Source organism: Kitasatospora sp. NPDC001540, from assembly GCF_042894345.1.
GTDB lineage: Bacteria > Actinomycetota > Actinomycetes > Streptomycetales > Streptomycetaceae > Kitasatospora > Kitasatospora phosalacinea_C.
In genome coordinates this window covers 237490-255837 of sequence record NZ_JBIAVO010000001.1, presented here as the reverse complement: position 1 = coordinate 255837, position 18348 = coordinate 237490, and the positions used below count along the sequence as shown (strand labels likewise).

Here is an 18348-nt window from a genome sequence, read left to right as displayed (position 1 = left end):
TCGCCCGGCGGGCGGTCAGGAGGCGTCGTCGTAGGCCGCGCGGGCGTCCAGGAGTTCGGGCAGGTGCTGGTCGGCCCAGCTGCACCAGGCCGCCATGGGGTCCAGCAACGAGCGCCCCAGCTCGGTGAGTTCGTACTCGACGCGCGGCGGCACCCCCGGGTAGGAGGTCCGGGTGACGAGACCGTCCCGCTCCATGGCGCGCAGGGATTCGGAGAGGACCTTGGGCGTGATGCCCCGGAGCGGCACCTGGAGTTCCGAGAAGCGCCGCTTCCCGGTCTTCAGGCAGGTGATGATCTTCGGGGCCCACTTGTTGTTCATGCGCATGGGCAGCACCTGCGCCCGGCAGGAGGAGAACATGTCGGCGTCAAGCGGCTCGCTCATGCCTCCGGATTGTAGTGATGGCGGCTCCGCCTCGACCCCTCAATGCACCGCCCTGAGGACCTTCGGCGGCAGGCCACTTGGCGAACCTGAGGTCATCGGTCCACGCCTCGTGCTGCTCTTCGTCGCCCGGCCCCGAAGGATTTGCAGCCCGAGACGGACTCCCGAGCAGCCTCGGCCGACAGCCTGACGCCTTCACGGTCAGCACCACGCGTAGCGCCGCGCGATGGCCCACCAACCTGCACCAACGAGCCTGGCTGGAAGCTCTCCCGACCAGGTGTCCTGCAGGGCGGGCCAGCCGGGTGGGAGCCTGCCAGAAGTCTCACTAGGATGTGGACTCCGACTTGGAGGGGATGGGGAAGTCATGGCTGATCTGGTCGAGTTCAGAACTACCGACGGCACCAAGGTCGTGGTCGAGGCAGGCCCGGGAGAGCGGAGCGGCGGCGCCCAGAGTGTCTCTCGCGGCTCCCGTGGTGCGTCCGCGGTCCATCAAGCGAGTCAGACCTTCAACGAGGCGTTGCAGAGCATGCACACCGCGGCCGAGGCAGCCCTAGGTGTGTTCCGGGACGGGACGCTCAAGCCTGACACCGTGCAGATCGAGTTCGGGGTGAAGCTGAGCGCGGAGGCCGGCGCGGTCATCGCCAAGACGGCGGTGGAGGGGAACCTCGTGGTAAAGCTCAGTTGGGCGCCGGGCACCGCTGCTGCCGCTGCTGGGGAAACTCCCTCCGTCTGATGAGTTCGCAGTCCTGGCAGGTCCGGATCGACTCGCTCGCTCCAGACAACGGGTGGGAAAGAGCGGGGTCCGGCTTCCTGGTGACTGAGCGCCACGTGGTCACATGCGCGCACGTGGTGGCGGGAGCGAAGCGGGTCGAGGTTGTCCTCGCCCAACACCCAGACCGCGGTCCGCTCGGCGCATCCGTGGTCAGAGGGGAGTGCTGGGACGAAACCGTCTCGCGCTACGGGGACGTGGCCGTGCTGGAGCTCGACGAGAAGGTCCCCGTCACGCCCGCCAGGATCGCCTCGATTTCTGCGGAGCCCCCCTCGTCCGAGGTCAGGCTGACCGCGTACGGCTTCCCCGAAGGGTTCGACGAGGGGATCCTCGGCGAATTTCGGACCACCAGCAGGCAACTTATCGCGGGCGAGTGGATCCAGTTGGAGGCATGGACCGGCCACAGCCAGCCGCTGGCAGAAGGATTCAGCGGGGGCGCGGTGGTCCGCGAGGACACCGGCGAGGTAGTGGGCATGATCACCGCCAAGTACCCGGACGGTGGGGCCGGCCGCATGATTCCGGCCCGGTTGCTGACCCGCTACTGGCCTGGGGCGACGGAGTTGACCTCCGTCTCCGACCGCCCCGGTCACTTGCTGGCCCGGTTGGACGGCATCCTCCAGCGGTGTACGAATGATCCCGGCCTGGAGGACTGTGACCTGCAGAAGGAGTACCGGCGCGTCGCGGGCGGCCTGGCTCCGGACCCCCCAGGTGGGGTCTTCCACTCGCTCTGGGACGTCGCGTGGTTCTTGCTGACCGAAGTCGACACCAAGGTCAGTCCCGCCCCCTGGTCGGACCTCGCCGCGCGAGTGGCCGACCTCGTCGGGGACCCGACCGTCCGGAACGATTTGCTCAACTGGGCAGCGGAGAGCCGCCCAGCACCTGCAGCGCCGCCTGTGCAGAGCACGCCGCCCCGGCCTGAAGGGGGTTCCCACTGGTCCCCGATCCTGATCGAGATCGATCGCAGCGGTGCAGACAGCAACCTGTACAACGTCTCAATCTCCGCGGTTCGGGACGGGCACGCGCAGGTGGTGGCGCAGGAGACCGTTCCCGGCCGACGGGTGCGGGAATTCGTAGAGGAACGACTCGACAGCGCTTTCCACCTGATCGGCCGTGGGAGCGACGAGCTGATCGTCTTCGCGTTGCCCACGGACTGGCTGGGTGAACCCGTCGACCAGTGGCAGGCGGAACCCGACGACCCGACGCCCCTGGGCTGCTCCTCGCCCGTGGTGGTGGTGGACCTGAACCGGCGTCGACGGCAGCGGCTGCAGCACAAGCTGCACCAGGCCTGGCAGGCTTTCGACAGTCGGACGGGCACTGCCTGGCATCGGGTCGAGTGCCTCAGTCCGCAGGATCCTGTCAAATTGAGCGTCAGGCTCGGCGAGTTGAAGACCGCGGTCGGGTACGGCGCGCCCCCGAACTGCGAGCAGAGCCGCAAACTGCTGCACGCCGGCCTGAAAGCCGCCGTGCCCGTATTGGTCTGGCCTCGGACCGGTTGTGCGAGCGGCACGGGGAACGACACCGGACCGGGGCACCTCTGCGAGGGCGGACGGTTCCTCGACGCCGTGGAGAAGGAACTCTCTGCGGTGTCGGCCGCGGACCTCCCCCACCACGTCCGCAAACTGCGGAGCAACGCGTTCTCCGACGATCCGCAGGCACGCTGGGCAACCGGCCTGACGCTTCTGTGGGAGGATCCGCGCTGCCTCCCTGAGGCACCCATCCCCCCGCAGTCCCCGGTTAGCTGAACGTCCGTCGACGATCTGGAGCCCCCATGCCCGCATGGCCCGTGTACACCGGTACCGATGAGCCGCACGACGGCGTGGCCCAGCTGCCCGATCCCCCTCCGTGGCGGGCGTTCGACGGTGGTCCGGTGCTACCCGTCCCAGCCGAGGACGATCACGACTCCCCTGAACGCCGGTACCGCGCCGCCACCTACCGGGCGACCCGAGAGAGTGTCGAACTGGTCAACGCGGCCCTGGTCCTCCGTCGCCCACTGCTGATCACCGGACCGCCCGGCAGCGGCAAGTCCTCGCTGCCCTATGCCGTGGCTCGCGAGCTACAGCTCGGGCCGGTCTTGCGCTGGAACGTCACGAGTCGTAGCACCCTCCAGGAGGGCCTCTACCAGTACGACCCGATGCTCCGCCTCCTCGCGGCCAACCGCATGGCGCGACAGAACGGCCTCACCCAGGCCGCAGAACTGCCGAAGGCCGACGGGAGTCCTGCTGAAGACCTGCGCCTCGGCCCGCTCGGAACCGCCCTGCTGCCCTACGAACGACCCCGTGTGCTGCTCATCGACGAGATGGACAAGAGTGACCTCGACCTCCCGAACGACCTTCTCAACGTCCTGGAAGAAGGACAATACGAGATCCCCGAGTTGGTCCGGGCCGCACCGCACACACCGACCGTGCGGCTGATGGTGTCCGGCAGCAGAAACCACGTCGAGGTCAGCGGCGGTCGGGTGCGCTGCCGAGCATTCCCGTTCATCGTGCTCACCAGTAACGGCGAACGAGAGTTCCCGCCCGCGTTCCTCCGCCGGTGCGTCCGTCTACACCTGCGCATGCCCGAACAGGCGCACCTGGAGGAGATCGTCGAGGCGCACCTCGGCGAACTCGACACCGACGCCCGACAGATGATCACGTCCTTCCTGCAGCGCAGCAGCAGCGGCGAACTCGCCACCGACCAGCTGTTGAACGCCATCTACCTCACCCGGATCCCCGGTCTGGAGGCCCCCTCCCGCAGGGAACTGGCCGAGACCCTGATGGCCCACCTCGGACCGGTGACAGAGTTCGATGACTACTGAGCCGACCCGGTCATCGTCCGAACTCGCGCATCTGCTCAGCCTGCTCACCAGGGCGGGTGGACAGATGGGCGGCACGGAACTCACCGACGCCCTCTGGCTGGCGCGCCACTGCGGCGCGCCTACGGACGGCTCCGCAGGCGGGACGGCTACCCCTTCCACGGACCGGACGTCCACCACGGCCGACAGGCCCCTTCCTTCCACGAGGCACAACGCCGGAGTGGTCCCACCGCAGCAGTACGAACCGGACGGACGGACGTTCGCCGTCCAGCCCCGCCACGCACAGGCCGAGGACGACCTTCCCGGCACCGCGCTGCTCGCCCCGTTGCCGCCCATGCTGGCGCGCCCCCTCGCCCTGCAGCGCGCACTGCGTCCACTGCGCCGACGCGTGCCTTCGCCCTTGAACCTGGAGTTCGACGAAGCCGCCACCGCCCAGCAGATCGCCCGCCACGGCGCGCAGGCCGAGAACTGGCGGCCCGTCCTACGGCCCCGGTCCGAACGTTGGCTCACCCTGTACCTCGTGCACGACTCCGGTCCGACCATGCCCGTCTGGCGTCCGCTCCTGAAAGAACTGCATCGCGCCTTCGAGCAGAGCGGTGCCTTCCGACGTGTTGAACTCCTCGAAGCCACCACCGATGGACGGCTGCGGCACCTGCCCGGGGGCCGCCGTGCAGGGCCGCCGCCCCGTGACGGCCGTACCGTCGCGCTGGTCTTCAGCGACTGCAGTGGACCACAGTGGTACCTCGGTCGTGGAGAGGCCGAGCGGTGGTACCGGACTCTCGACCGCTGGGCGCGGGCCCTGCCGATCGCCGTGGTCCAGCCCCTCCCGGAACGCCTGTGGCGTCGCACCGCACTCCCCGGCATCGCAGGGCTGCTGACGGCCGATGGAGCAGCCCGTCCCAACCCCGGCCTGCGGTTCGCCCCCTTCGACCTGTACGCCGAAAACCCGGCAGGGCTGCCTGTTCCCGTCCTTGAAGCTTCCGCTCGCTGGTTCGGCAACTGGGCCCGGCTGGTGGCGGGCCCGCGCGGCATGCAAGTTCCGGGCGTGACAGCCGCGTTGCCCACCGAGTTTTCGGCGCCACCCCCGCCCGCCGCGACGGGCAGCGACCCCCGCACCCTGGAACCCGAAAAACTCGTCCTCAACTTCCGTTCCCACGCCTCGCCCCAGGCCCTGGACCTGGCCGCACACTTGGCGGTGGGCGATCCGAGGCTGCCCGTCATGCGGCTGATCCAGGCGGCGACCACGGCCCGGCCGGAACCGCACCACCTGGCCGAAGTCGTCCTCAGCGGCCTGCTCACCACACTGCCCGGCACACCACCCGCAGCCGGCCGCTACAAGTTCCGCCCTGGCGTCCGCGAGGTGCTGCTGCGGATGTTGCCCCGCTCCGAAGCCGCCCGTATCGGGGTTGTCCTCCACCAGTACGCCGGTAAACGCGCGGGCGAGTTGCCCGTCTTGGTGGTGGACAGTGCCACGGACCGACTGGATACGGAACCCCTGGCTGTGGTGGGTGAGGAGACCGTACAGCGGCTGGACAGAGCTCAGAAGGCAGTGCCCGACCACCTCCACATGCTCGTCAACGGCCATTACCGGCTGACAGAGCGGTTGCTGACAAACCCCACGTCCACCCTGTGGGAGGCGGTGGACGAGAGGACGGGGCAGAAGTTCCACCTCAAACTGTTCAACCTGCCGCTGCCCTACGGGCAGCCACAGGAGACGTTCCTAGAAGAAGCGAAGCTGCTGACCTCGCTCCGTTTGCCCGGGGTGGCGCAGATCGAGAACCGGGGGTTCCACCAAGGCCGGCCCTACCTGGTTACGCGTCGTCCCGAGGGCGAGGACGTAGCACACATGACGAGGCGGTACGGCCCTCTGCCTTGGGGGACGGCCATCAGCATCACCGTGGGGGTCGCCGAAACGCTCGCTGTCCTGCATCACAACGGCTTGACGCACTTGGACGTCAGCCCGTCGACCGTCCTGCTTCGGCAGGACGGGTCGGTGGTGTTGGCCGATCCGGGCCTGGGCACCCACGGAACGCCCTCGGAGAAGACCGGGAGTCGTCTCCCGGTCCCGCCCCCGGCCCAGCCAACCGAACGCCAGCTCGATTTCCATTCACTCGGGAAACTGCTGCACCTGATGGCAACCGGGACGGCCCCTGACGCCTACCTCCGGAATCTGCACTTCGCCCTGGAGAACGGGGCCGAGCACCTGCCGCCAGTGCCCGGCCTCCCTGCGGAGTACGGGGCCCTGGTCGGGGCTCTCCTCACGTTCGGCCGGACGAACCGCTCCGGGAACGAGTCGGAACTGATGGCTCGACTCAGAGCGATGCTGGCGCGGGACACCGAACTCGACCAGGTCGCCCACGCGCTGCTAGCCGCGGACCCGCACGGCACCCGGATGGGGCGCCTCCTGCGGGAGAGCATCGACTACGTGCTCGACGGTCCGCGAACCGGCCGTTACGACCTGGCAACGGCAGCGAAGACGGAGAAGGTCTACCTGCCCACCAGGGTGGAGATCGACTTGGGTCGCGAGTTCGGCTTCGAGGCGGGCCGCGTCATGGATTTCTCCATCGCGAACGCCGAGGTCGACCTGAAGTTCAGTTCCAAGAACGGTGACTGGGTCTTTCCCCGGGAGACGGTTGGGCACCTCTGCCTCCTCGTCTGGGCGGACGACGACCACTCGCGTTGGGGGGCCGGACTCTTCAGACCGGAGCAGAGGTCTCTCAGTCCCGCCGCCAACCGGGACGGCAAGCGCAGATTGTCCCGTGTCCACCAGGGACAGATCCATTGGCTGTGGGATCAGGCGCCGCTCCCCGAGAACATCCTGCTGCACATGGCGCCGGACGACAGGGATGCGGTCCTCCGCGCGATTTCCTCCACCGGCCGCGTCGTCGAACTACTCCGCCGCACCCAGCGCCGTCTGATCAATTCGACCTGCGTGCGGACCGTCGCTCGGCGGCAGGACGCCGCGCGACAGATCCGGGACGCACGTCCCCTCCTCCGCGAGGAGGGCATCGTCGTACTGGGCCGCCCACAGAATCGGGCGGCAGAGGCTCTGGGCCTGCCCGTGCCCAGTCCATCGGAGTGGGTGGCCGCCCGTGTCACCCCACAACAGCCGCACCACGGTTCCCGACCTGCCGCCCTACTGGCGGACCGGCTCTTCGTCCTGGCCGACCCTGACGACCCGGTGACGGCAGCCCCGAACCTCTGATGGCGGGACAGGGGCGGATGAGGCGGTGACGGAGAAAAGGCCGATCTGGCGGGGGGGTACCAGGACGAGGACGGAGACCGGTTCGTCAACCAGACAGGACAGCAGGTGACGGCGACGCAGTGTTGCACACCTACACGAGTCCGCGCATCGCCTCGCCGCAGCCGGAGGCACCATCAACGACCTGCTCACCGCATAGCGGGTCTGCCCACGTCGCTTCCGTCGTTGCGGGTGAGCAGGAGGCGGGTGACGGGCGCCACGGGATCCCCGGCCCGACGTCGGCGCAGGTGATCGCGGTAGAGGTCGACCAGTGTGGGCTTGTAACGGGGTGTGCGGCGCTCTGCGACGGGTCCCTTCATACAAGGCGTATCGCTTGACAATGCCCGGGGCAATGTCGAGGCACCGGGCGCATTCGAGTAGGCCGAGGCCGAACGGGACCAGGGTGTCGCCGACGCGTTGGACGACGGGCGCGTACCCGCCCGGCCACGACAGGGTCTCCACCGTGCAGTTGCCGTGGGCACCGCCGAGGACGCCGAACGGCGAGAGCGCTCAGTGGCAGGCGAAGAGCGGAACGGCCGCCCGGGTCAGGCCGAGGAAGTAGGGGTGGAGCGTTCACGGCAGGAACTCAAGTCGACCTCACTTGTTTTTCGTAGAAGGTGCGACTGGCGTAGCGAAGCTCTCCGGTCCGCCCGCGGTGACCAGGCCGGACTCGTAGGCGGCGATCACCGCCTGGGCCCGGTCGCGGACGTCGAGCTTGGCGAAGAGCGAGGTGATGTGGTTCTTGACGGTGGAGCGGCTGAGGTCGAGGGCCGCGGCGATGGCGTCGTTGTCGAGGCCGGTGGCGATCAGGCGCCAGACCTCGGTCTCCCGGGGGGTCAGCTCGACCGCGGCGGGGCGCGGCGGGGCGGGGGCGGCCGGGCCCGGGGTGCGGACGTAGGTGGAGATCAGGCGGGTCAGCAGGCGCGGGGCGACCACCGCCTCGCCGGTGCGGACGGTGCGGATCGCCGTGGCGAGTTCCTCCGGCGAGACGTCCTTGGGGAGGAAGCCGCAGGCACCGGCCCGGAGCGCGGCGACCACGTACTCGTCGAGGTCGAAGGTGCTGAGTGCGAGGACCCGGCAGTCGGGGAGGGTGCGGGCGAGTTCGCGGGTCGCTTCGACGCCGTCGAGGACGGGCATCCGGATGTCCATCACCACCACGTCGGGGCGCAGCCGGTGGGCGAGTTCGACCGCGGCGGCGCCGTTCTCGGCCTCGCCGACGACGGTGAAGGCGGGGTCGGGCGAGAGGATCAGGCAGAGCCCGCGGCGCACCAGGGGCTGGTCGTCGGCGACCAGGATGCGGATGGGGGGCGTCGGGGGCGTCGTGGTCATCGGGGGGCCTTGGCGGAGGGAGGGGCGGGGGCGAGGAGCCGGGAGAGGGAGGCGGTGGATTCGAGCACCACGAGCGGGGGTTCGGGGGGAGGGTTGGTGGATTCGGTTTCAGGGAGCGGGAGTTGGGAGGTGGCGGTGGCGGATTCGGCGTCAGGGAGCGGGAGTTCGGCGTGGACGGCGAAGCCGCCGTCGGGGTGGGGGGCGGCGGTGAGGGTGCCGCCGTGGAGGGCGGCGCGTTCGCGCATGCCGATCAGGCCGTGGCCGCCGCGTCCGGACGGGGCGGAGGCGGGGGCGGAGGCGGGGACGGGGCCGTCGTTGCGGACGTGGACGGTGAGCAGGTCGGGGCCGTAGGTGAGGTGGACGGTGGCGCGGGACGGGGCGGCGTGCTTGCGGGCGTTGGTCAGGGCCTCCTGGACGATCCGGAACGCCGTCAGGTCGAGGGCGGGGGGCAGCGGGCGGGCCTCGCCGCGCACGGTGAGGTCGGCGGGCAGCCCGGCCCGGCGGGAGTCCTCCAGCAGGCGGGGCAGGTCGGCGGTGCCGGGTTGCGGCGCGGGCGGGGCGGTGTCGGGTTCGTCGCCCGCCCGTAGCACGTCGAGGAGTTGGCGCATCTCGCGCAGCGCGAGGCGGCCGGAGGACTCCAGGGTGACCAGGGCGTCCCGGACCACCTCGGGGTCGGCGAGGTTGGCGCGGGCGCCGCCGGCCATCAGCTGCATGGTGGTGATGTGGTGGGCCACGATGTCGTGCAGCTCCCGGGCGATCCGGCGGCGCTCCTCGGCCACCGCGCGGTCGGCGAGCAGCTGCCGGTTGGCCGCCACCTCGCGCTGCCAGCGGGCGACCGCGAGACCGGCGGCGGCGACCAGCAGTGCGGAGCACAGCCCGGACAGGACCTCGGTCCAGGACGGCGTCCGGAAGTGGCTCTGGGCGAGGACGGTGACCAGCGCGGTGACCGGCACGGCCGCGGCGGCCACGGCGGGGCCGCCCGTCCGGACCGCCGTGTACAGCGCGACCGTCAGGGCCACCCCGAAGTGCGGCGCCCCGGGGCCGCACAGGTCGGCGGCGGCGCTCAGCACCAGCACCGCGGCGAGCGCCGGCACCGGGCGGCCGCGCCGGAACAGCAGCGGCAGGGCGGCCAGCAGCACGAACAGGAACGCGGGCAGGCCCGGCCCCCGTCCGTCGTCCAGCGCCCCGAAGAGCAGGTTGCCGAGCGCGTCGAGCAGGCCCGCCGCCACGGCCACCAGGGCGTCGGCGTGGCTCCACGGCGCGCCGTCCGGCGCCCCGGTGCCGCCCGGGTGCTGCTGCGGTCGTCCCATGCCCGTCCCCGTCTCCCGCTCAGGTGTGTCCTGCTCGGGCTGCGCCGCCACTGACCAGCCCCGATGTCCTCATTCTGGCACCGGCCGGGCGGGGCGGACGTCGTCTGCCGGGGCGAACGGTCCTGGGAGCAGGCTCCCAGGCGCGGCGCGGCGGGGGCCCGCGGGCCCCGGTGCGGATCGTCCGTCGCCCCGACGCCGCGGGGGTGCCCGGGCTGATGGTCTGTCATCGGGCGGCGACCGCCGTCCGACCAGCAGCCACGCAGACGGAGGGCGACCTTGATCCGCGCACTGACCGGATTCTCCACCAGACACGCCTGGAAGGTGATCGCCGTGTGGGCGGTGCTCGGGGTCGCCCTGGCCGGGCTGTCGCCGGTGCTGTTCGCCCGGGTCACCGGGAGCAGCACCGGGGACTTCCTGCCCGCGCGCTACGACTCGGCGGCGGCGCTGCGGATCGCCGAGGACCACTTCGGGCTGCGGCCCGACGCCACCACCGTCACGGTGCTGGTGGCCCGCGCCGACGGCGCTGCCCTGACGGACGCCGACCGGCAGCGGATCGACGCCGAGGCCGCCGGGCTGGCCCGGCAGCGGGTGGTGATGCCGCGCGGCGAGGACGACCTGCCGTCCTTCCTGGTGACCGACCGCTCGCAGACGCCGAAGGTGGCGCCCGCGATGGTTGCCCCGGACGGCGGCTTCGAGCTGCTGGCCGTCGAACTGGCCGGCAACGCCGCCGACGAGGGCGTGCAGGACGTCTACCGGACGTTCCGGGACTCCGCCCGGGAGCGGTTCGCCGCGGCCGGGATGCGCACCGGCTTCACCGGCGGCCTGGCCGAGGCCGCGGACAGCGCCGACGCGAACCGGACGGCGGCCGCCGTCGGCAGCGCCCTGGTCGTCGGGCTGATCGTGCTGCTCAACGTGCTGGTGTTCCGCAGCGTCCTGGCGGCCGTGCTGCCGCTGCTCGCGGTCGCCCTGGTCGGCGGCGCGGCGGGCGGCGCGGTGGCGGGCCTGGCCGAGCTGACCGGCCTGCGGCTGGACGCCTCCACCCCGGGCCTGATCTCGGTGGTGCTGCTCGGCATCGGCGTCGACTACCTGCTGTTCCTGCTGTTCCGGTACCGCGAGGTGCTGCGGGCCAGGCCGGACGCGCCCGCCCGCACGGTCGCCGCCGAGGTGTCCGGCCGGGTCGGCACCGCGATCACCTCGGCCGCGCTGACCATCGTCGCCGCGTTCGCCACGCTGGGCCTGGCGGGCTTCGGCCAGTTCCGCTCGCTCGGCCCGGCGATCGCCGTCGCCGTGCTGGTGATGCTGCTGGGGAGCCTGACCCTGATGCCCGCGCTGCTGGCCGCCTGCGGGCGCGGCATGTTCTGGCCCTCGCGCACGCTGCGGCGCGAACCGCGCCCGGGCGTCGCCGCCCGGCTCGGCGAGCGGGTGGCCCGCCGCCCCGCGGCCGCGCTGCTGGCCTCGGTCGCGCTGCTCGGCGCGCTGGCCGCGGGCCTGGTCGGGATCCGGATGGACTACGGCCTGGGCGGCTCCTCCGGGACGCCCGCGGCCGCCACCGCCGCCGAGATCTCCCGTTCGCTCCCGGTCGGCGTCTCCGACCCGGTCACCGTGTACGCCACCGCCGAGGGGGGCGGCCCCGTCGACCCCGCCGCCTTCGCCGGCCTGGCCCGGTCGCTCGGCGCCGTGGCGGGCGTCGGGCAGGTCGCCGACCCGGTGGGCAGCCCGGACGGCCGGGCCGTCCGGATCGACGTCTACCCCACCGCCGACCCGCAGAGCACGCAGGCCCGGGCCCTGGTGTCCGGCCCGCTGCGGGCCGCCGTCGCCGCGCACTCCCCCGCCGGGGCGGGCGCCCACGTCGGCGGGACCGCGGCGGTGTACGCGGACGTGGCGGACGCGGTCGACCGCGACCTGCTGGTGGTGTTCCCGGTCGCGGCCGCGCTGATCGCGCTGATCCTGCTGCTGCTCCTGCGCAGCCTGCTCGCCCCGGTGGCGCTGCTGCTCTCGGTGGGGCTCGGGTTCGCCGCCACCCTCGGCAGCGCCGCCCTGGTGTTCCAGCACCTGCTGGACCGGCCCGGGGTGGCCTTCACCCTGCCGCTGGTGCTGTTCCTGTTCGTGGTGGCGCTGGGCACCGACTACAACATCCTGATCACCGACCGGATCCGCGAGGAGATGCGCCGTCCCGGCCCGGCCCGGGCCGCCGTGGCCCGCGCCGTGCGGCACACCGCGCCCGCCGTCGCCACCGCCGGGCTGGTGCTGGGCGGTTCGTTCGCCAGCCTGGCCACCACGCCGGGCAGCGAGCAGATCGCCTTCGCGCTGACGCTCGGGATCCTGCTCTCCGCGCTGCTGCTCTCGCTGGTGGTGGTTCCGGCGGTGGCCGCGCTGCTCGGGCGCTCGCTCTGGTGGCCGCTGCGGCCGGGCGGGGCGGAGCGGGGAGGTGCGGTGGTCCCGCAGCCGGAGCGACTCCCGACGGCGTGAGGGGCTGACGCGTGAGGCGTTGACCGGCCGAGGGACGCCCGGGCCCGGACCGCACCGCGGTTCGGGCCCGGCCCGCTCGGGGTCAGGCGGGCCAGGTGGCGAGGAGGTGGTGGAGGCCGGTGGTGATGCGCTGCCAGGAGTCGGCGGCGGCGCGGGGGTGGTGGAAGCCGCCCGCGGCCTCGATGGTGACGAAGCCGTGGAAGGTGCTGCGCAGGAGGCGGGCGGCGTCGGTGAGGGCGGGCTCGTCGAGGCGGTAGTGGCGCATGACCGCGTAGGTGAGTTCGACGCTCCGGGCGAGGACTGCGGTGTCGGCGAAGTCGGCCTGGTCCAGGGGGAGTTGGGTGGCGGCGTAGCGGCCGGGGTGGGCCAGGGCGTAGTCGCGGTAGGCGTCGGCGAAGGCGGTGAGCGCCTCCGCGCCGGAGCGGCCGGCGATGGCGACGGCGAGGACCTGGTTCATCTCGTCGGAGGCGAGGAGGGCGACCCGGGTGCGGATCTCCCGCAGGTTCTTGACGTGCGAGTAGAAGCTGGCGTCCTTGACGCCGAACTCCCGGGCCAGGGCGGAGACGGTGACCTTCTCGATGCCGACGCGGTCGGCGAGTTCGGCGGCGGCGCGGGTGATGCGTTCGACCGTCAGCCCTGCGTGCGCTGCCATGTTGCCCGTCCCCGTGCCGTCGTGTGGTCCTCGCCTGGCTGCCGAGTTTATCGGGGCCCGCGGAGACAACCTTTCGGCGCGGTGGCGCGTGTACGGGGAGGGGCGCGGAGCGCACCCGGGAATCGGCTGATACCCCGTCAAATGGTAATGTCCATGGCAAAACGGGGGCGCGGACGACGCGTGCCCCGGCCGATCCGCACCCTGGAGCTCCCTTGCCCGGACCCACGCCCCGCCCCCGCCTGCACCGCCGCAGCCTCCCGCTCGCGGCCGCGGTCCTGGCCGTCTCCCTGCTCGCCGGTTCGGCACAGGCCGACGACCCGGCACCGGCCGACGCCACGCTCACCGCCGACCTCGACGCGCTACTGGCCGACGCCCGGCTGGCCAACGCCCAGACCGGCGTCGAGGTGCTGGACGCCGCCACCGGGCAGGTGCTGTACGCGCGGCAGCCGCAGGCGCTGCTCACCCCGGCGTCCACCCTGAAGACGGTGACCTCGGCCGCGGCGCTCGACCTGCTCGGCGCGGACTACCGGTTCACCACCGAGGTGCGCAGCACCGGCAGCCGCTCCGGCGACACCGTGGCCGGCGACCTGGTGCTGCGCGGCGGCGGCGATCCGACCCTGCTGGCCGCGGACCTCGACGACCTGGCCGCGCAGGTCGCCGCGTCCGGGGTCACCACCGTCACCGGCCGGGTGCTGGCCGACGGCAGCCGGTACGACTCGACGCCGCTGGGGCCCGGCTGGGCCTGGGACGACGAGCCGTACTCGTACAGCCCGCAGATATCCGGGCTGACCGTCGCCAACGACCCCGAGTACCTGATGGACACCGTGCGGGTGACGGTCGCGCCGGGCGCGGCCGGGGAGGCCGCGAAGGTCACCCTGGACCCGGCGCAGGCGCCGATGGCGTTCACCGGGAAGGTCACCACCGGCGCGGCGGGCAGCGCCTCGTCCGTGGGCGTCGACCGGCGGCGCGGCAGCAACGAGTTGGCGCTGTCGGGCAGCATCGCGGCGGGGGCCGCGCCGGTCACCTCGTGGGTGACGGTCGAGGACCCGTCGACGTACGCGGGCAAGGTGTTCGCGGGCGCGCTGGCCCGGCACGGCGTGAACGTGGTGCGGGGCGTGCAGGCGGCGAGCGGGGCGGAGGCCTCGCAGCCGCTGGTGTCGCACCGGTCGCAGACCCTGGCCCAGTTGATCGTCCCGATGCTCAAGCTCAGCAACAACGGCATGGCCGAGCACCTGACCAAGGAGATCGGCAAGGTCAAGGGCGGTCGCGGCGACTGGGCCACCGGTGTCGCCCAGGTGCAGAACTTCCTGAAGGCCAACGGCCTGAGCACCCCCGCCGGGCGGCAGGTCGACGGCTCCGGCCTCTCCCGCTACGACCTGATCACCCCCGCCAAGATGGCCGGACTGCTCGAACTCGCCCAGAACAAGCCCTGGTTCGGCGCCTGGTACGACGCGCTGCCGGTGGCGGGCAACCCGACCCGGCTGGTCGGCGGCACGCTGGCCGCCCGGATGCGCGGCACCAAGGCCGAGAACAACGTGCACGCCAAGAGCGGCTCGATGGGCGGCGTCGACAACCTGGTCGGCTACGCCACCGCGCCGGACGGCCGCCGCCTGGTCTTCGCCGTCCTGATCAACGACTACGCGGGCACCAGCCCCCGCCCGGTCCTGGACGCGATCGCCGTCCGCCTGGCCACCGGCCCGGCCACCGCCACCGCCACCACCCAGCAGAAGGCCCGGTCGCTGACCGTCCCGGCCGCGGGCGACGGCGGCACCTACACCGGCACCCGCTGGGAGGACTGCGAGGCCGTCTCGCACTGCTGATCCCCCTCTCCCCCACGGCCCCGCCGCGTTGCGCGGCGGGGCCGTCCGGATTTTCGGACGCTGCGGATGTAATGGAGCCGTCATCAATCAAACGGTTGATTGACGAGGGCGCCGCGCGTACGCTCCCCGCCATGACCGAGCCACCGTCCTCGTCCCCGCCCCCGAGCCAGGCCGACCTGAGCCGGGAGCGGATCGTCGCGGCCGCCACCGAGCTGTTCGCCGAGCACGGGTACGACGGCACCACCACCCGGACCATCGCGGCCGCCGCCGGGCTGAACGTCGCCACCGTCGCGTACCACGTCGGCGGGAAGGCCGACCTGTACCGCGAGGTGATGCGGCGGGCGCACGAGGCCGAACGATCCGCGGTGGCACGGGCGTTGGAGGCCTTCGCGGCCCGGGCGGGGACGGACCCGGCGGGGGCGGCGGTCGCCTTCGCCGACCGGTACCTGGACTTCTGCCTGGAGCAGCCGCACGTCCCGGCGCTGTGGATGCGCCGCTGGCTGGCGGACGCCGCCGAGTTCGCCGGGCTGGAGGAGCGGTACGCCCGGCCGCTGCTGGAGTCGGTGCGCGACGCGCTGGCCGCCGCGCTGCCCGAAGTGTCCCCGGAGCGCGCCGAGTTGGCGGTCTGGACGGTGCTGTGGACGGTGCACGGCTTCTGCCGGTCGATGATCCGCGCCCAGGTGCCGCGGTTCCGGGAGCACCTGCACGGCCTGGTGCTGCGCGAGCTGGGGATCGGGGGCGGGCGGTGAGCGGCGGGGAGATAGGCAGACGGCAGCTCGCCGGGTACGCGATCGGCTCGATCGGGACGGGCATCCACTCCACCGTCCCCGGCCTGCTGCTGCTGTACTTCATGACCGACGCGCTGGGCGTGCCCGCCGGGGTCGCGGGCCTGGTGGTGGCGCTGCCCAAGGCCTGGGACGCGCTGTTCAACCCGACCGTCGGCGCCGCCAGCGACCGGGAGGCGCTGCGCACCGGCCGCCGCGGCCGGATCCTGCTGGCCGGGGCGCTGGCGCTGCCGGTCGCGTTCGCCGCGATGTTCCTCTCCCCGCTGACCGGCTCCGGCGCCGCCGCCTGGGTCGCGGTCACCTTCGTGCTGGCGTCCAGCGCCTTCGCGCTGTTCCAGGTGCCGTACGTGGCGCTGCCCGCCGAGATGTCGGACCGGCCCGAGGTGCGCACCCGGATCACGGTGTGGCGGATCGTCTGCCTGACCGTCGGCATCCTGGTCGCGGGCGGCCTCGCCCCCGCGCTGGTGTCGCTGGCCGGACAGGGGCGGCGCGGGTACGCGGTGATGGCGGTGGTGGTCGCCGTCCTGCTGCTGGCGACGCTGCTGGTGCCCGCGCTGGGCGCCCGCCGGGTGCCCGCCCGGCCCGGGCCGGAGCCGCTCGGGCTGCGGGCGGCGCTGCGCACCGCGCGCGGCAACCGGGCGTTCTTCGCGCTGCTGGGCGCCTTCGTGCTGCAGGCCGCCGCGGTGGCGATCATGCTGGCCGCCGCCCCGTACACCGCCGCGTACTGGCTGGGCGGGTACGGGCTGACCTCGGTGCTGTTCGTCTGCCTGGTGGCGCCGAGCGCCGTCGCGGTACCGCTGTGGGGCCGGGCCGCGGCCCGGTGGGGGCGGCTGCGCTGCCTGGGCGTGGCGACCGCGGTGTTCGCGGCGGCCTCCGCCGCGCTGTGGCCCGCCGCCGGGACGGGCGCGGTGCGCGTCGGGGCGGTGCTGGCGCTGTGCGCGCTGCTGGGCGTGGCGTACGCGGCGCTGCAGGTGCTGCCGCTGTCGCTGCTGCCGGACACCGTGCACGCGGACGCGGCCCGCACCGGGCGGCTGCAGTCCGGGGCGTTCACCGGGCTGTGGACGGCGGGCGAGACGGCCGGGATGGCCGCCGGGCCCGGGCTGTTCTCGCTGGCGCTGGCCGCCGCCGGGTTCGTCTCCTCCACCACCGACCACCCCGTCGCGCAGAGTCCCGCCGCCCGGGCGGGCGTCCTGCTCGGCTTCAGCCTCGTCCCGGCCCTGCTGATGCTGGCCTCGCTGCCCGCCCTGCGCGCGTACGGGCGCCGCCGGGCCGCCGCCCCCGCCCCCGCCCCCGCCGTTGTCGTCGACCCGCTCGCTGGAGAACCCTCGTGACCGACCGTCAGACCTTCCTCCCGGACGCCGGGCGCCCCGCCGGGGAGCTGCTCGCCGAGCTGCGCGCGCTCACCGCCGCCGACCTGCCCACCCGCGGCGGCCGCACCACCGCATACACCTACGACGCCGGGCGGCCCGAGGTGCGGGCCGCCGCGGAGGGCGCGTACCTGGCCATGCTGGAGGTCAACGGGCTCGACCCGACGGCCTTCCCCAGCATCGTCGCGCTGGAGCGGCGGGTGGTCGGCGCGGTCGCCGCCCGGCTCGGCGGGGACGAGCGCACGCCCGGCATCTTCACCAGCGGCGGCACCGAGTCGATCCTGCTCGCGGTCAAGGCCGCCCGGGACGCCCGGCCCGAGGTCGCCGACCCCGAGATCGTGGTGCCCGCGACGGCGCACGCCGCGTTCTTCAAGGCCGGGACGTACCTGAAGGTGAAGGTCGTCGCGGTGCCGGTCGACCCGGCGACCTTCCGGGCCGTGCCGGAGGCGATGGCCGCGGCCTGCACCGAACGGACGGTCCTGGTGGTCGCCTCGGCGCCCTCGTACGCGCACGGCGTGGTCGACCCGGTCGCGGAGATCGCCGCGGCGGCGGCCGCGCGCGGACTGCCCTGCCACGTGGACGCCTGCGTCGGCGGCTGGCTGCTGCCCTGGCTGGCCGAGGCCGGGGCCGAGGTGCCGCCGTTCGACCTGTCGGTGCCCGGCGTCACCTCGCTCTCCTGCGACCTGCACAAGTTCGGGTACGCGCCCAAGGGGGCGTCCGTGCTGCTCTTCCGCGACCAGTCGATGCGGCTGGCCGCGTACTTCGCCTGCGCGAAGTGGCCCGGCTACCCGGTGGTCAACTCCACCGTCCAGAGCAGCAAGGGCGCCGGACCGCTGGCCGGCGCCTGGGCCACCCTGCAGGCCCTCGGGGCGGACGGCTACCGGGAGTTGGGGCGCGCGGCGCTGGCCGCGACCCGGCGGCTGGTCGCGGGTGTCGGGGCGATCGACGGGCTGCGGGTGCTCGGCTCCCCCGACGCGACGCTGGTCGCGATCGGCACCGAGGGCGAACACCCGCTCGACCTCTGGGAGTTGGCCGACGAGTCGCGGGCCCGCGGCTTCTTCCTGCAACCCCAGCTGAGCGTCGGCGGCCTGCCCGCCAGCCTGCACGTCACGCTCACCGGCGTCAGCGGGGAGGGCGTCGAGGCGCTGCTCGGCGCGCTGCGCGAGAGCGTCGACGCGGTCCGCGCCCGCGGACCGGTCGCCCCGCCCACCGAGATCCTCGCCCTGCTCGACGGGCTCGACCTCACCACCCTGGACGACGCGACCTTCGCCGCCCTGCTCCCGGCCACCGGGCTCGACCTCTCCCCCGAGGCCACCACCCGCATGGCGGGCGTCAACCGGCTGCTCGACGCGCTGCCGCCGCACCTGCGCGACCAGCTCGCGACGCGGTTCCTGTCGGCGCTGTACAGCCCGTACCTGGGGGCGTGACGGGGGT

At 73.1% G+C, this 18348-nt stretch carries 13 protein-coding genes; 9 read left to right on the top strand and 4 right to left on the bottom strand.

Translation table 11 applies throughout. The features are described 5' to 3' along the window. Nucleotides 1-15: 15 nt before the first annotated feature. Entirely contained in the window at nt 16-381 is a 366-nt protein-coding gene (locus tag ACFY00_RS01145; RefSeq protein WP_388025992.1) for a winged helix-turn-helix transcriptional regulator, read from the bottom strand. 361 nt (nt 382-742) lie between these two features. On the opposite strand from ACFY00_RS01145, the gene ACFY00_RS01140 reads away from it, so the two are divergent. From ACFY00_RS01140 to ACFY00_RS01125, 4 genes are read left to right on the top strand one after another with little or no spacing between them, the layout of a single operon-like run. Further along, nucleotides 743-1111 (top strand): CU044_2847 family protein, encoded by a 369-nt coding sequence (locus ACFY00_RS01140; protein WP_388025989.1) that lies wholly within the window; start codon nt 743-745, stop codon nt 1109-1111. Next, nucleotides 1111-2889, top strand: a complete 1779-nt coding sequence (locus ACFY00_RS01135; protein WP_388025987.1) for a trypsin-like peptidase domain-containing protein — start codon at nt 1111-1113, stop codon at nt 2887-2889. The genes ACFY00_RS01140 and ACFY00_RS01135 overlap by 1 nt, the downstream gene beginning before the upstream one ends. A gap of 26 nt (nt 2890-2915) precedes the next feature. Continuing rightward, on the top strand, nt 2916-3944 hold the full coding sequence (locus ACFY00_RS01130) for an AAA family ATPase (RefSeq protein WP_388025984.1): 1029 nt from the start codon (nt 2916-2918) through the stop codon (nt 3942-3944). Beyond that, entirely contained in the window at nt 3934-7146 is a 3213-nt protein-coding gene (locus ACFY00_RS01125) for a NaeI family type II restriction endonuclease (protein WP_388025983.1), read from the top strand. The genes ACFY00_RS01130 and ACFY00_RS01125 overlap by 11 nt, the downstream gene beginning before the upstream one ends. A 633-nt stretch (nt 7147-7779) precedes the next feature. Here the strand turns inward: ACFY00_RS01125 and ACFY00_RS01120 are convergent. Together ACFY00_RS01120 and ACFY00_RS01115 are read right to left on the bottom strand one after the other, a co-directional pair. Beyond that, nucleotides 7780-8511 carry a response regulator gene (locus tag ACFY00_RS01120; RefSeq protein WP_388025981.1) on the bottom strand — a complete coding sequence of 244 codons (732 nt, stop codon included), beginning with the start codon at nt 8509-8511 and terminating at the stop codon, nt 7780-7782. Beyond that, the gene (locus ACFY00_RS01115; protein WP_388025978.1) at nt 8508-9821 is read right to left on the bottom strand and encodes a sensor histidine kinase; all 1314 of its coding nucleotides are present in this window, start codon (nt 9819-9821) and stop codon (nt 8508-8510) included. Before ACFY00_RS01115 ends, ACFY00_RS01120 begins: the two co-directional genes overlap by 4 nt. 276 nt (nt 9822-10097) lie before the next feature. On the opposite strand from ACFY00_RS01115, the gene ACFY00_RS01110 reads away from it, so the two are divergent. Further along, the gene (locus ACFY00_RS01110) at nt 10098-12290 is read left to right on the top strand and encodes an MMPL family transporter (RefSeq protein ID WP_388025976.1); all 2193 of its coding nucleotides are present in this window, start codon (nt 10098-10100) and stop codon (nt 12288-12290) included. Nucleotides 12291-12372: 82 nt separating this feature from the next. On the opposite strand, the gene ACFY00_RS01105 is transcribed toward ACFY00_RS01110, so the two are convergent. Next, entirely contained in the window at nt 12373-12942 is a 570-nt protein-coding gene (locus ACFY00_RS01105) for a TetR/AcrR family transcriptional regulator (RefSeq protein WP_388025973.1), read from the bottom strand. A 212-nt stretch (nt 12943-13154) separates the two neighbouring features. Here ACFY00_RS01105 and dacB point away from each other — a divergent pair, with 212 nt between their 5' ends. The 4 genes from dacB to ACFY00_RS01085 all read left to right on the top strand — a co-directional run bounded on the left by dacB (nt 13155) and on the right by ACFY00_RS01085 (nt 18341). Further along, complete coding sequence (gene dacB, locus ACFY00_RS01100; RefSeq protein WP_388025971.1) at nt 13155-14762, top strand: D-alanyl-D-alanine carboxypeptidase/D-alanyl-D-alanine-endopeptidase; 1608 nt, start codon at nt 13155-13157, stop codon at nt 14760-14762. Between the two features lie 131 nt (nt 14763-14893). Then, nucleotides 14894-15511 carry a TetR/AcrR family transcriptional regulator gene (locus ACFY00_RS01095; RefSeq protein ID WP_388025969.1) on the top strand — a complete coding sequence of 206 codons (618 nt, stop codon included), beginning with the start codon at nt 14894-14896 and terminating at the stop codon, nt 15509-15511. Beyond that, nucleotides 15508-16878, top strand: coding sequence for an MFS transporter (locus ACFY00_RS01090; protein ID WP_388025967.1), 1371 nt, complete (start codon nt 15508-15510; stop codon nt 16876-16878). Before ACFY00_RS01095 ends, ACFY00_RS01090 begins: the two co-directional genes overlap by 4 nt. Then, nucleotides 16875-18341, top strand: a complete 1467-nt coding sequence (locus ACFY00_RS01085; RefSeq protein ID WP_388025964.1) for a pyridoxal phosphate-dependent decarboxylase family protein — start codon at nt 16875-16877, stop codon at nt 18339-18341. The genes ACFY00_RS01090 and ACFY00_RS01085 overlap by 4 nt, the downstream gene beginning before the upstream one ends. The last annotated feature ends 7 nt before the right edge of the window (nt 18342-18348 follow it).

Coding starts and splice junctions, on each gene's coding strand:
- ACFY00_RS01145 (WP_388025992.1), bottom strand. CDS start 381: ATGAGCGAGCCGCTTGACGCCGACATGTTCTCCTCCTGCCGGGCGCAG.
- ACFY00_RS01140 (WP_388025989.1), top strand. CDS start 743: ATGGCTGATCTGGTCGAGTTCAGAACTACCGACGGCACCAAGGTCGTG.
- ACFY00_RS01135 (WP_388025987.1), top strand. CDS start 1,111: ATGAGTTCGCAGTCCTGGCAGGTCCGGATCGACTCGCTCGCTCCAGAC.
- ACFY00_RS01130 (WP_388025984.1), top strand. CDS start 2,916: ATGCCCGCATGGCCCGTGTACACCGGTACCGATGAGCCGCACGACGGC.
- ACFY00_RS01125 (WP_388025983.1), top strand. CDS start 3,934: ATGACTACTGAGCCGACCCGGTCATCGTCCGAACTCGCGCATCTGCTC.
- ACFY00_RS01120 (WP_388025981.1), bottom strand. CDS start 8,511: ATGACCACGACGCCCCCGACGCCCCCCATCCGCATCCTGGTCGCCGAC.
- ACFY00_RS01115 (WP_388025978.1), bottom strand. CDS start 9,821: ATGGGACGACCGCAGCAGCACCCGGGCGGCACCGGGGCGCCGGACGGC.
- ACFY00_RS01105 (WP_388025973.1), bottom strand. CDS start 12,942: ATGGCAGCGCACGCAGGGCTGACGGTCGAACGCATCACCCGCGCCGCC.
- ACFY00_RS01095 (WP_388025969.1), top strand. CDS start 14,894: ATGACCGAGCCACCGTCCTCGTCCCCGCCCCCGAGCCAGGCCGACCTG.